This is a genomic window from Planotetraspora phitsanulokensis, from assembly GCF_016863295.1.
GTDB classification, from domain to species: domain Bacteria; phylum Actinomycetota; class Actinomycetes; order Streptosporangiales; family Streptosporangiaceae; genus Planotetraspora; species Planotetraspora phitsanulokensis.
Window position 1 is genome coordinate 233671 of sequence record NZ_BOOP01000018.1, and the last position, 12984, is coordinate 246654.

General features: G+C 71.3%; 11 protein-coding genes. 6 read left to right on the plus strand and 5 right to left on the minus strand.

The window, feature by feature from the left end; all coding sequences use genetic code 11:
* The first annotated feature begins 86 nt into the window (after nt 1–86).
* From Pph01_RS19760 to Pph01_RS19780, 5 genes are all read left to right on the plus strand, one after another.
* A complete protein-coding gene (locus Pph01_RS19760) occupies nt 87–500 on the plus strand; it encodes an organic hydroperoxide resistance protein (protein ID WP_204074587.1) in 414 nt (137 codons plus the stop codon).
* A gap of 129 nt (nt 501–629) precedes the next feature.
* The gene (locus Pph01_RS19765) at nt 630–3224 is read left to right on the plus strand and encodes an AAA family ATPase (RefSeq protein ID WP_204074588.1); all 2595 of its coding nucleotides are present in this window, start codon (nt 630–632) and stop codon (nt 3222–3224) included.
* 48 nt (nt 3225–3272) lie between these two features.
* On the plus strand, nt 3273–4595 hold the full coding sequence (locus Pph01_RS19770; protein ID WP_204074589.1) for an alkyl sulfatase dimerization domain-containing protein: 1323 nt from the start codon (nt 3273–3275) through the stop codon (nt 4593–4595).
* A 120-nt stretch (nt 4596–4715) separates the two neighbouring features.
* Nucleotides 4716–5540, plus strand: a complete 825-nt coding sequence (locus tag Pph01_RS19775; protein WP_204074590.1) for a HipA family kinase — start codon at nt 4716–4718, stop codon at nt 5538–5540.
* Complete coding sequence (locus tag Pph01_RS19780; protein ID WP_204074591.1) at nt 5537–5923, plus strand: DUF3037 domain-containing protein; 387 nt, start codon at nt 5537–5539, stop codon at nt 5921–5923. Before Pph01_RS19775 ends, Pph01_RS19780 begins: the two co-directional genes overlap by 4 nt.
* Here the strand turns inward: Pph01_RS19780 and Pph01_RS19785 are convergent.
* The 4 genes from Pph01_RS19785 to Pph01_RS19800 all read right to left on the minus strand — a co-directional run bounded on the left by Pph01_RS19785 (nt 5904) and on the right by Pph01_RS19800 (nt 10645).
* On the minus strand, nt 5904–6746 hold the full coding sequence (locus Pph01_RS19785; protein WP_204074635.1) for a GNAT family N-acetyltransferase: 843 nt from the start codon (nt 6744–6746) through the stop codon (nt 5904–5906). The two genes, Pph01_RS19780 and Pph01_RS19785, sit on opposite strands and share 20 nt — an antisense overlap.
* Before the next feature lie 91 nt (nt 6747–6837).
* The gene (locus tag Pph01_RS19790) at nt 6838–8451 is read right to left on the minus strand and encodes an alpha/beta hydrolase (protein ID WP_204074592.1); all 1614 of its coding nucleotides are present in this window, start codon (nt 8449–8451) and stop codon (nt 6838–6840) included.
* A 116-nt stretch (nt 8452–8567) separates the two neighbouring features.
* The gene (gene ispG, locus Pph01_RS19795; protein WP_204074593.1) at nt 8568–9731 is read right to left on the minus strand and encodes a flavodoxin-dependent (E)-4-hydroxy-3-methylbut-2-enyl-diphosphate synthase; all 1164 of its coding nucleotides are present in this window, start codon (nt 9729–9731) and stop codon (nt 8568–8570) included.
* 308 nt (nt 9732–10039) lie between these two features.
* Nucleotides 10040–10645, minus strand: coding sequence for a TetR/AcrR family transcriptional regulator (locus Pph01_RS19800; RefSeq protein ID WP_239116851.1), 606 nt, complete (start codon nt 10643–10645; stop codon nt 10040–10042).
* Between the two features lie 103 nt (nt 10646–10748).
* On the opposite strand from Pph01_RS19800, the gene Pph01_RS19805 reads away from it, so the two are divergent.
* Nucleotides 10749–11714, plus strand: coding sequence for an oxidoreductase (locus tag Pph01_RS19805; RefSeq protein WP_204074594.1), 966 nt, complete (start codon nt 10749–10751; stop codon nt 11712–11714).
* 84 nt (nt 11715–11798) lie between these two features.
* On the opposite strand, the gene dxr is transcribed toward Pph01_RS19805, so the two are convergent.
* Nucleotides 11799–12959, minus strand: a complete 1161-nt coding sequence (gene dxr, locus Pph01_RS19810; RefSeq protein ID WP_308441904.1) for a 1-deoxy-D-xylulose-5-phosphate reductoisomerase — start codon at nt 12957–12959, stop codon at nt 11799–11801.
* Nucleotides 12960–12984: the final 25 nt, after the last annotated feature.

A 12984-nucleotide genomic window follows, 5' to 3' on the forward strand; every position in this document is an offset into this window, starting at 1 on the left:
CGCCGCACAGGTTTCCGCGGAATTATCGACACCGTGTTGAGTCTTGTAGGCGAGTACTGAGACGCACATCAGAGGGAGACGACACCATGTCAGCGATCTACACCGCGGTCGGCACCGCCACCGGCCGCGAGGGCCGCGCCCGCACCAACGACGGCAAGCTCGACCTGCGGCTGTCCCGGCCCGTCGAGATGGGCGGAGACGGCGAGGGCACCAACCCCGAGCAGTTGTTCGCCATGGGCTACTCCGCCTGTTTCGCCAGCGCACTTTCGCTCGTCGCCAAGCGGATGAAGGTGGACGCCTCCGACGCGTCCGTGACCGCCGAGGTGAGCCTCCTTCCTCAGGAAGGCGGCCGGTACGGCCTCGGAGTGGTGCTCCGGGTCGAACTGCCCGACGAGCTTCAGGGCGAGGTGGGCACCAAGCTCGTCGAGACGGCCCACCAGGTCTGCCCCTACTCCAACGCCACGCGCGGCAACATCCCCGTCGATCTCGTCATCGAATAAACGCGGAACCGCTTGCGATCACGGCCATCCGGCGTCACATTTCCTGTGAACGTTCAAGCATTGCGCCGCGTCCTACTCGTACACAAGGAACGAGTGTGAAGGGGGTGACCGCCGGCCGTGGATTCGCGGGTGGTCACTGTGGGCCGCGCCGACATCCTGAACAAAGTGGTCTCCGCCCTTTCGGAGACGCCCCGGATGGTCCTCATCGGAGGCGAGCCGGGCATCGGGAAGACGCACCTCCTGGGCGAGGTGATCGAGCGGCTTCCTGACTTCCGCGTGCTGCGCGGCCAGGCCCGGGAGCTCGACGGAGGTCTGGCCTACGCGCCGCTCGCGGGGGCGTTCGCGACGCTGGCCGAGGATGCGCCGGGCGGGCTCGCCGAGCTGTACGGCGCGATCGACGAGGCGGCGCTCGGCCACTCCCCCGTGGCCCCCGCCGTGCTCGCCGCCCAGCTGCTCGAATCTCTGCCGGGGCGCACGCTGGTCGCCATCGACGATCTTCACCTCGCCGACGCGGACACGCTCAGCGTGCTGCGCTGGCTTCCGCGCCGCGTCCCGCGCGTGGCCATCCTGGGGACGGCACGCCGGCCCCCGGCCCTCGACGTGGACCTGGCCATCCGGCTTGAGCCGCTGTCGATGCCGGAGGTGGCCGGGCTCGTCACCACCCTGCTCGGCCGTACGCCCAGCGAGACGATCGTCAGGCGCGTGCACATGATCAGCCGGGGCAACCCGTGGTTCGCCCAGGAGGCGGTGCTGAGCCTGGTCCAGGGCGGCGCCGTGTGGTCGGCCGATCCGGACGCCCGGCGGGGCGCCATCCTGCGCCGCCTGTTCCAGCGCGACCAGGGCGGCCGGACGCTGGCGAAGGTGCTCGCCGCGTTGTCGCGGACGCGGGAGAGCACCGACCTCGAACCTCTCGCCGAACTCGCCGGCCTCGGCGCCCGCGAGGCGGAGCACGCCTTCGACGGCCTCGTCCGCGACGGCGTCGTCACGCGCACGGCCGAGGGTTACGGCCTGGCCCACCCGCTCGTGGCCCAGGCCCTGTACGACGACCTCGGAGTGACCGAACGGCGCAGGGTGCACACCCGGATCGCCGAGTGGCTGCAGCGGGAGGGCCTGACGGGGACGCGGCGCGTCCTCGAATGGGCGGCGCACGTCGCCGAAGGCGGCTCCCCCGACGAGGCGCTCACCGCGATGATGCGCGCCGCCAAGCTCACCCGCTGGACGGCGCCGCTGTCGGCCGCCCACTGGTACGGGAGGGCGGCGGAGATCGCCGACGACAAGGGCGACCTGCTGGCCAGGCAGGCGATGTCGTACTGGAAGGGCTCCCAGCCCGCGCTGGCGCTGAACTCGGGACAGCGCGCGCTCGCCGTGCTGCACCCCGGGCGCAGGCACACGCGCACGGCCTGCACCGCCGTCGCGGCCGCCCACGCGATGGGGTGGTACGAAGTGGCGCTGGCCGTGGCCGCACGGCAGCTTCCCCACGCCGACGACCCGACGGCGCTGCTCGCGCAGCAGGCACTGATCAAGGCCGAGCTGGGCCATCCGGACGCCGACCTGGCCCGGCGCGCGCAGGAGGGCCTGCCCGACTGCCCGCCCGAGGATCGCGTCATCGCCGCCGGCTCGCTCGCCATCCGGGCGGTGATCCAGGGCGACTGGGCGGCGACCCGGCAGTCCGTCGACGACCTCCTCGGATACTCCGCGGCCCTGCCGCCCGGTGCTCGGCTGGCGGCCCTGGAGTCCGCCGCCCACGTGATGTCCGTGGCCGGGCTGCGCTCGCGGACCGTCGAGCTGCTCGACCAGGCCGAGCAGATCCACCGGGGCCTGGGCTGGCACGACATCGCCGGCCAGTACGTGCGGACCATGGCGGTGACGCGGCGGCTCAGCGGCGAATGGGACCAGGCGCTCGACGACATCGCCGCCGGTGCGGGCGCGATGGCGGAGGCCGGGCTGCTGGAGAACCTCGGGCTGCTGCGGAACATCCAGCTCGACATCCTCCTCGACCAGGGCAAGCCCGACGAGGCGGAGGCCGTACTGGCCGAACCTCCGCCCGAGTGCCCCATGCAGACAGGCCTGCGGAGCACGTCGCGGGCCAGGCTCGCGCTGCTGCGCGGCGACTGGGCCACGGCGCGGCGCGAGTTGGAGGACGCCGTCGGATGCGGCATCCCCGACGTGCTTCACCGGGCTCTGGCCGTACAGGTGCTGCTGCATCTGTCGTCGGGCGACGAGGCGTCGGCGCGCGGAGCCGCCGCGCGGCTCGCGGAACACGCGACCACCGGGACGCCGCGCGCGCAGCTCGCCGCGGACCTGGCGATGGGCCGCGCGTTCGGCGACCGGGCCCGGGCCGACGCCGCGCTGGAGAAGGCCCGGGCGGACGGCCTGCCGTTCGAGGAGGCGCAGGCCCGGTTCGTCCTCGGTGTGCTCGGGGACCACATTCAGCTGACCCGGGCTCACTCGATCTTCGTCAGACTGGGCGCGACGCCGTGGCAGCGGGCGGCGGAGCGCCGCATGCGCGAGGCCGGGCTCGCCCCGGCGGCCGACAGCGGTCTGACCCCGAGCGAGCGCCGTGTGATCGCGTTGGTCGCCGATGGTCTCAGCAATCCGCAGATCGCCGAGGAACTGCACTACAGCCGGAAGACCGTGGAGGTCTACCTCACCCGCGTCTACGCGAAGACCGGCCTGCGCTCCCGCGTTGAGCTCGCACTCGCCGTGGAGCGTGGGGAGCTTTAGGGACCTCCCTACTGCCGTGGGAAGCGGACGACCACGAGTATCGAGGACATGACTTCGCCGATCCTCGAATACGCCGACAAGGTCTGGCGTGGGGTGGTGCGCGCCGACGAGGTTCCCCTCGGCGTCCTGCGCGCCGCCGGCGCCCAGGAAGTGACGCAGGGCGTGGCGATGTGGCCGGCGTTCGGCAACGTGTACGCGATCCGGGGCGATGAGGGCCTGGCGCTGTTCGACACGGGCAACGCCGTCGACGCCCCGGCCATGTACCAGGCGATCAGGCAGTGGTCGGACCGGCCCATCAAGTACGCGATCTTCTCGCACGGCCACATGGACCACGTCGCGGGCACCGAGGCCTTCGACGAGGAGGACGGGCCGCGGCCCATCGTCGTCGCCCACGAGGGCATCGCGAGACGGTTCGCCCGGTACGGCAGGACGGCCGGCTACAACTCGGTGATCGACCAGCGCCAGTTCGGCTTCATCCGGATGAGCTGGCCGACCAACTACCGGGTGCCCGACCTGACCTACCAGAACCGGATGAACCTGTCGCTGGGGGACGTCACCTTCCAGTTGCGGCACGCTCGCGGCGAGACCGACGACGCGACCTGGGCCTTCCTGCCCGAACGCGGCGTCCTGCTGACCGGCGACCTGTTCGTGTGGGTGGCGCCCAGCGCGGGCGGCCCGCAGAAGGTGCAGCGCTACCCCGACGAGTGGGCCGTCGCGCTGCGAAAGATGGCCACCATGAACGCCGAACTGCTGCTCCCCGGGCACGGACTGCCGATCGCGGGAGCCGACCGGGTGCGGCAGGCACTCGTCGACACCGCCGACTACCTGGACAGCCTGGTCGAGCAGACGCTCGACCTGATGAACGCGGGCGTCCGCCTGGACGAGATCCTGCACACCGTCGAGCCGCCGCGGGAGCTCGCCGACCGGGTCTACCTCAAGCCGTTCTACGACGAGCCCGAGTTCATCGTCCGCAACATCTGGCGCCTGCACGGAGGGTGGCACGACGGGAACCCCGCCCACCTCAAGCCCGCGCCGGACGCGGTGTTCGCCAGGGCCGTCGCCGAGCTCGCCTCAGGCGCGGCCTCGCTCGCGGGGCGGGCCATCGTGGCGGCGGCCGACGGTGATCTGCGGCTCGCGTGCCAACTCGCGGAGCTCGCGGCGCAGGCCGACCCCGATGACCACAAGGTGCACGAGATCAGGGCGCGCGTCTACGCCCTTCGCGTGCAGGAGGAGACGGGAGCGCTGGCCCGCGGCATCTTCGCCTGGGCAGCGGCCGAGTCCCGTAGCAAGATCACTGGCCTGGACATCCTCGACGTGTATCACGAGGTGGCCGGCGGCCAGATGTGGTGGATACCGGGCACCGCCCGGTGACCCTGCCCGGCGGGCGTGCGGAGGGGTCACGCCCGCCCCGCAGGTCCCCTCCAGCCGTGGGGCGCGCCTTTCACGAACCTGCGCATGATCACGCCGAGGTGGGGGCGGTAGCCTCGTGTCGTGTTGGATCTGATCACGGCGACGAGATACGTCACTCCCCTACGTGAGGGCGGCTCACTCCCCGGCGTACTCGAAGCCGACGACCTCGGCACATATGTCGTGAAATTCCGGGGTGCAGGCCAGGGCCGTCGCGTCCTCGTCGCCGAGATCATCTGCGCCGAGCTGGCACGACGGCTCGGTTTCCTCACTCCCGAGCTCAAGGTGATCGACCTCGATCCTCAGCTCGGCGTGCGCGAGCCCGACGAGGAGATCCAGGATCTACTCACCGCCAGCGCCGGCCACAACCTCGCGGTGGACTTCCTCCCCGGCGCACTCGGTTTCGACCCCCTCGCCTGGGAACCCGACGCCGCCTTCGCCTCGCGGCTGTTGTGGTTCGACGCCCTGATCCACAACGTCGACCGCAGCTGGCGCAACCCCAACCTGCTGGTCTGGCACGGCGACGTGTGGCTGATCGACCATGGCGCCGCCCTGTGGTTCCACCACAACTGGCCGACCGCCGATCCCCAGCGGCGCTACGACGCGAACGACCACGTGCTCGCGCCCTTCGCGACCGAGCTCGCCGCGGCGGACGCCGATCTCAGCGCCCTCGTCACCCGCGAACTGCTCGACGAGGTCATCGGGCTGGTCCCCGACGAATGGCTCGACGACGAGCCCGGCTTCGCCGACGCCTCCGCCGTACGGCAGGCCTACGGCGACCACCTGTTCGCCCGGGCGCAGGGCCCGAGAGGGTGGCTGCCCGACCTCACGGCGTCCCCGCCGGTGCCACGGCGTCAGGAGAGCACCATCGGCGGTTTCTGGCGCGCGACGCGAGGAGGACGGGGATGAGCCGCGACGTCTACGAATACGCCGTGATCCGCGTGATGCCCAGCGTCGAGCGCGGGGAGCTGGTCAACGCCGGAGTGATCGTCTACTGCCAGCCGCGCGGGTATCTCTGCGCCCGCGTCGAGCTCGACGAGGCCCGGCTGCTCTCCCTCTGCGCCACCGTCGACCTCGCCGGCGTACGGCATGCGCTCGCGGCCTACGAGATCGCCTGCGGCGACGAGGCGGGGCCCCTGCGCAAGGAGTCGCTCGGCAGCCGGTTCCGGTGGCTCACCGCGCCCAAGAGCACGATCGTGCAGACGGGCCCGGTGCACGCCGGGCTGACCGAGGACCCCGCGGCCGAGCTCGACCACCTCATGGGCCGGCTGGTCAGAACAGCACGGACATGAACGTGTCGACCTCACGGAAGCCGACCCGCCGGTAGGCCGCCCGGGCCGACAGGTTGTAGTCGTTGACGTAGAGCGTCACAAGGGGCGCGAAGTACTTCAGCGCCTGCTCGACCACGGTGGCCATGCCCGAGACGGCGTGGCCGCGCCCGCGGAAGTCGGGATGCACCCACACGCCCTGGATCTGGCACGCCTGGGGCGTCACCGCGCCGATCTCGGCCTTGAACACGACCTGGCCGTCCTCGATCCGGGCGTAGGAGCGGCCGATGCGGATCAGCTCGGCGACCCTCGAGCGGTACAGCGCCCCGCCGTCGCCGTTGTCCGGAGAGACACCCACCTCCTCGGTGAACATGGCCACGCACGCCGGCAGCAGAACGCCGAAATCCTCGGGCTTGACCCGCCGTACGAGCGGGTCGGGCTCGACCGCGGGCGCCGAGTCGGTCACCATGACGGGCTGGGCCCACCTGATCGCGCGGGCGCTGCCCCAGTGCGGTTCGAGACGTTCCCACAACTGCTCGACGGCGGTGGCGGGCCCGACGATCGAGGAGCAGCGCCTGCCCTGCTTGCGCGCGCGGTCGGCGAAAGCCTGTACGGCCTCCCGGCCGGCGTTGATCGGCACCAGGTTGGCACCGGCGTAACAGAGGGACACGAGGCCACCGCGCGGCCCGACACCCCACATCTGACCGCCGAGACGCGCGGGGTTCAATCCCACGGTTCTGACCCGAGAGGCGACGAAAACGTTGGCGACCGGATCAGCGTCGAGGAGCGCCAGCACCTCTTCGCGATCATTGTCGTCGAGCACGCGCGACGCCGATGTTCGCAGCATCACGGCCCCAAGCCTACGCGAGCATCCAGGCTTTTGAAGTTACCGATCAGACACGAACGGCAGCTCACCGCTCATGGACGCCCGCCGCGGCCTACCGGATCGCGACCACTGGCGAGCCCGCAGACAGGCGGCTCACCGGCCGGGGTTCGGGCTGCGCCGGGCAGGCGCCGTCCGTCCGCCTCGCTCCGCTGCGCTCCGGGGGCAGGCTCGCGTCCCGCAGATAGGCGGCGAGGTGGCGGTCGACGCACGGGTTGCCCGCGAGCGACACACCATGATCTCCGCCCGCCTCGGTGAGCAGGCGCGCGGTCGGGAAGAGCCGGAGCATGCTCAACGCCCCCTCGTACGGCGTGGCCGCGTCGTGGACCGACTGGATCAGCAGGACGGGCGGCACGCGCGAGGTCCCCACCTTGGGCGGCGTTCCGCCGCGTTCGGGCCAGAAGGCGCAGGGCAGGTTGTAGACCGCGTTGGGCCAGGCCATGAAGGGCGCCTTCTCGCTGGCCGCCTCGGCGTCCGCACGCCACCGCTCCCAGCTCCGCGGCCAAGCGGAGTCACGGCACTGGACGCCCAGATAGACGGCGTAGGAGTTCTCCTCCTTCGCGTCCACCTCCGAATCACTGTGGTACAGCGCCACCAGGCCCGTGACGTCGCCCTTGAGGACGTAGTCGGAGAACGCCTGGGCGAGCCTCGGCCACAACCTGCTGGAATAGCCGCCCGCCGTGTAGATGTCGTCCAGTTCGCTGGACCCGACGACGCCTCCGGCCGGCCGCGCGTGGAGCCGGGCTCGCATGGCGTACCAGGCGAAGCTCACCGCCGCCTGCGAGTGGCCCAGGCGGTACACGCTCTCGTTGCGCGCCACCCAGGACAGGAACTCCTTGTGCCGCCGGTCGAAGCTGTAGTCCTGGGCGATGTTCGTGTCGTACCAGTCCCCCGAGGGGTCGACCACGCTGTCGAGCACCAGCCGGCGGACCCGCTGCGGGAACAGCGTCGCGTAGACGGCCCCCAGGTACGTGCCGTACGAGTAGCCCAGGTAGCTGATCTTGTCCTCGCCCAGGGCAACCCGGATCGAGTCCATGTCCCGCGCGGTGTTCTCGGTCGTGAGGTACGGCAGGAACCAGGCGTACCGGTTGCCGCAGCCCTGCGCGTACTCCCGCGCCCGGGCGACCAGCGCGTCCTCGTCGGCCTTGACGCGCGGGATGTTGTCCGCGCGCGGCGGGGCGTAGAAGCGCGCGGGATCGACGCAGCTGAGCGCGGGCTCGCTCGCCCCCACGCCCCGGGGGTCGAAGCCGATCACGTCGAATCTCGCGGCCACGTCCTTCGGCAGGGTGGCCGCCACGTATCTCGCCAGCGACCGGCCGGACGCGCCCGGCCCGCCGGGGTTGACCAGCAGCACGCCGAGATGGCCGGCGTCACGGCCGGCCGTACCCCTGACCCGGGTGATGGCCAGGGAGATCTGCTGGCCGAGCGGCTCGGAGTGGTCGAGCGGCACCCGCACCCGCGCGCACTCCATCGCACCGGCCGGCGGCTCCGAGCGCGGGAGCGGTTGCGGCACCGAGTCCAGGGCCGTGCCCAGCGGCGACGTTCCGCCCCGGTCGCACGGCCCCCAGGCGATCTCCCGGGCGCGCGCGGCCTGCGCCCCGTCCGGCCCGACCCCGAGCACGGCACCCAGCATCGCGACACCCGCGACCAACCCGACGACCCGCTTCACCGGCACGCTCCCTCTGCTCATACGGCAGAGGCCAGCTTCCCGGAAGTGATCGGACGGCTACCCCGCGCACACAAGAACGGTTGACACGATGTAGCCAAGCGGTTGCGTACTGTAAATCAGCGGACGACGACCTCGGGTCCCGGGGCGTCTTCGTCGAGGTCCACCTCGACGCCCATCTCCTCGGCCAGGCGCAGGGCCTCCTCGATGAGCGTCTCGACGATCTGCGACTCGGGGACGGTCTTGATGACCTCGCCCTTCACGAAGATCTGGCCCTTGCCGTTGCCGGAGGCGACTCCGAGGTCGGCCTCCCTGGCCTCGCCGGGCCCGTTGACGACGCATCCCATGACGGCGACCCGGAGCGGCACCTTGAGCCCCTCGAGTCCGGCCTGGACCTGCTCGGCGAGCGTGTAGACGTCGACCTGGGCCCGGCCGCAGGAGGGGCAGGAGACGATCTCCAGGCCGCGCTGGCGCAGGTTGAACGACTCCAGGATCTGGATGCCCACCTTCACCTCCTCGACCGGAGGCGCGGACAGCGAGACGCGGATGGTGTCGCCGATCCCCTCCGCGAGCAGCGCGCCGAACGCGACGGCCGACTTGATGGTGCCCTGGAAGGCCGGCCCGGCCTCGGTCACGCCGAGGTGCAGCGGGTAGTCGCAGCGCTGGGCCAGCAGGCGGTAGGCCTGGACCATCACGACCGGGTCGTTGTGCTTCACCGAGATCTTGATGTCGCGGAAGCCGTGCTCCTCGAACAGCGAGCACTCCCACAGCGCCGACTCGACCAGCGCCTCAGGGGTGGCCTTGCCGTACTTCTGGAGCAGGCGGGGGTCGAGCGAGCCGGCGTTGACGCCGATCCTGATCGGGGTGCCGGCGTCCTGCGCGGCCCGGGCGATCTCGCCGACCTTGTCGTCGAACTTCTTGATGTTGCCGGGATTGACCCGGACCGCCGCGCAGCCGGCGTCGATGGCCGCGAAGACGTATTTCGGCTGGAAGTGGATGTCCGCGATGACCGGGATCTGCGACTTCTTCGCGATCATGGGAAGCGCGTCCGCGTCGTCCTGCGAAGGGACGGCGACCCGCACGATCTGGCAGCCCGACGCGGTGAGCTCGGCGATCTGCTGCAGCGTCGCGTTGACGTCGGAGGTCAGCGTGGTGGTCATCGACTGCACCGAGACCGGCGCGTCACCACCGACCGGAACCGAACCGACCATGATCTGCCGGGACACCCTCCTCGAAGCGATCGGCTGGGATCTAACCGAAGGAATGCCGAGATCAACAGACATTTCAGTCCCTTTTGCGCTGGCTATCGGGCGACGTCATCAGTTTAGGCAATCCAGCGGGCGCGCTGAGCGGCAGCCGGGCGTCACAGGCTGAAGGTTTCATCGCCGTTCACCCTCCCATCCCACCTGACCTGGGCGGACGTCCCCCAGGGGTCTGCCCCTGGCACCCCCGGTTCCTTCGCCCGGAGGCAGTCGACATCAAGATCCGGAACGCGTGAGCGCCCGCCTGACCGACTCCCGGAGCCCGGCATGAACGGCATGGAGCGGCCTGGAGGCCCCGCGGTCCCCCCGTGAGCCCGCCTCGGTCCCGTTCAGCTCGGCCGGGCTCGAAGCCCTTCGCACACCACGGCGACGAGCCGGCTCAGCGCGGCGCCATGGCTGTCGTCGACGTCGCGTGAAAGGCAGCCCGCCATGAGGGCCTTCACGTCCGGATAGGTGATGTCGGCCCGTACCGCGCCCGCCTCCTGCGCACGGGCGAGCATGGCGCGCAGCCGGCCTGACACGTCGTAGCCGGCGTCGGCGGCGGCGGTCTCCACGTCGTAGCCGGCGCCGGCCAGGGCTTCGGCCAGGCCACGATGCGGCGCACCCTCGTGGACCAGCGTGGAGAAGAAGGTGAAGAAGGCCGTTCCGGCGTCGTGGCTTTCGGCGAGCTCGTCCGCTCTGCCGCTGAGCTGCTCCAAGCGGTCGAGCAGGATCGCCGCGAACAACTCCTCCTTCGTGGGGAAGTGGCGGCTGACGGTGCCGGTGCCCACGCCCGCACGGCGTGCGATCTCATGTACCGGCACGGACAGTCCCTCTGCCGCGAAGACCTCGGCCGCCACCTGCAGCACCCGAGCACGATTGCGCCGGGCGTCGGCGCGCAACGCCCTCCCGGGCTTCTGACCGCCGGCGTCGGTCGCGGTCGGCTTTTTCGCCATCGCGGAGCCGTGCCCCCTCTCACCGTAGACAACCGGGATGACCGTCCCGTATATTCACATAAGCGGGACGACCGTCCCGATTCTACCCGGATCGGAGCATCGGATGACCCTGAGCACAAGGCGGCGCTGGACGTCCGCCGACGTACCCGACCAACGAGGACGCACGGCCGTGATCACCGGCGCGAACACCGGGGTCGGCTTCGAGACGGCCAAGCTGCTCGCCGAGCACGGCGCCACAGTGATCCTGGCCTGCCGGAACGCCGACAAGGCGGCGGCCGCCGCGGACCGCATCACCGCCTCGGCGCCGGATTCGACGGTCCGCACGCTGCAACTCGACCTTGCGTCACTGGCCTCCGTCCGGGGCGCCGCCGAACAACTCCGGGCCGACCACCCCCGGCTCGACCTGCTCATCAACAACGCCGGCGGGGTCAGGCCGCGGCACGCGGTCACCGAGGACGGCTTCGAGTCGACCTTCGCGACCAACCACCTCGGCCCGTTCGCGTTCACCGGGCTGGTCCTGGACCGGCTGCTGACCGTACCCGGGTCCCGGGTCGTCACGGTGAGCAGCATCGGGCACCGGCGCGGCACCGTCGACTTCGAAGACCTGCACTTCACACGCGGGTACCGGTACACGCACGCGTACTTCCAGTCCAAGCTGGCGAACCTCATGTTCACCTACGAACTGCACCGGCGGCTTGCCTCGGCCGGTGTGCCGACCGTCGCGGTGGCCGCCCATCCCGGCAACGCGCGCACCGAGTTCGGTCGCGAGATGCCCCTCCCGGTCAGAGTCATGATGCGTCCCCAGCTTCGAATGCTCACCTGGTGGCTGATGCAGAGTCCGCAGGTGGCGGCGTTGGCCGCCGTTCGCGCCGCGGTCGACCCGGGCGTGCGCGGCGGCGAATATTACGGCCCGCCGGGCCGAGCTCAGTTCACCGGACACCCCGCCCGCGTCCAGTCGAGCGCCCGCTCCCACGACACCGCGGCCCAACGCCGCCTGTGGCAGGAGTCCGAACGGCTGACCGGCGTCACCTACACCGTCGGGGAACCGGCACCTGTCACACCGTCCTGAGCGGTCCCGGCCGCTGTTTCCTCCCGGATCACGCTCGCGGCCGATCGACGGCGAGGGCCACGGAGCAAGCCGGCGCGCGCCCCGTCAGCCGGGCTGGGCGGTCAGTTCGGCGGCCCGCGTCCTGGCCCAGGAATCGGCCGCGAGGACCTCCTCGACCGACGACGCGGGACCGGCGGAATGCTCGGCCACGACCCGCTCCACGGTGTCGACGATGCCGAGGAACGGCAGGCCCGACTTGAGGAAGGCCTCCACGCACACCTCGTTGGCCGCGTTGTAGACCGCGGGAGCCGTACCGCCCACGGTGCCGACGTGGCGGGCCAGCGCGACCGAGGGGAACGCCTCGTCGTCGAGCGGATCGAAGGTCCAGGTGTGGGCCGTCGTCCAGTCGACCGCCGGGCTCGCATCGGGCACACGCTCGGGGAAGCCCAGAGCCAGGGAGATCGGCAGCCGCATGTCCGGCGGGCTCGCCTGCGCGATCGTCGAGCCGTCGGTGAACTCCACCATCGAGTGGATCATCGACTGCGGGTGGACCACGACCTCGATCCGGTCGAAGCCGATGTCGAACAGCAGGTGCGCCTCGATGACCTCGAGCCCCTTGTTGACCAGGGTGGCCGAGTTCACGGTGATCACCGGGCCCATGCTCCACGTCGGGTGGTTGAGCGCCATCTCCGGCGTCACGTCGCGCAGTTCCGCCCGCGTCCTGCCGCGGAACGGGCCCCCGCTCGCCGTCACGATCAGGCGCCGTACGGCTTTCGCCTCGGCTCCGGACGGGCCCGCCGCCCACAGGCACTGAGCCAGGGCCGAGTGCTCGGAGTCGACGGGCAGCAGCCGGCCCGGAGCCGCCAGGCGCTTCACCAGCGGCCCGCCGATAATCAGGGATTCCTTGTTGGCGAGGGCGAGCACCCGCCCCGCCTCGAGCGCCGCGAGCGTGGAGGTCAGCCCGAGCGCCCCGGTGATCCCGTTCAGCACGACGTCGCAGGGCCAGGCGGCGAGCTCGGCCACGCCCTCGGGACCGGCGAGGATCTTGGGCCGGGCGCCGTGCGCCGCGAGCGCCTCCGCCAGCGCCGGTACGGCTCCCGCGTCCGCGACGGCCACCGCCTCGACGCCGTACGCGGCGGCCTGGCGGGCGAGAAGATCCACCCTGCCGCCGCCGGCCGCGAGTCCCACCACCCGGAACCGGTCCGTCGCGCGGGCCACCACATCGAGTGCCTGAGTGCCGATGGAGCCCGTCGAGCCGAGCACCACGATCGACCGGGATTGGGAAGTCACC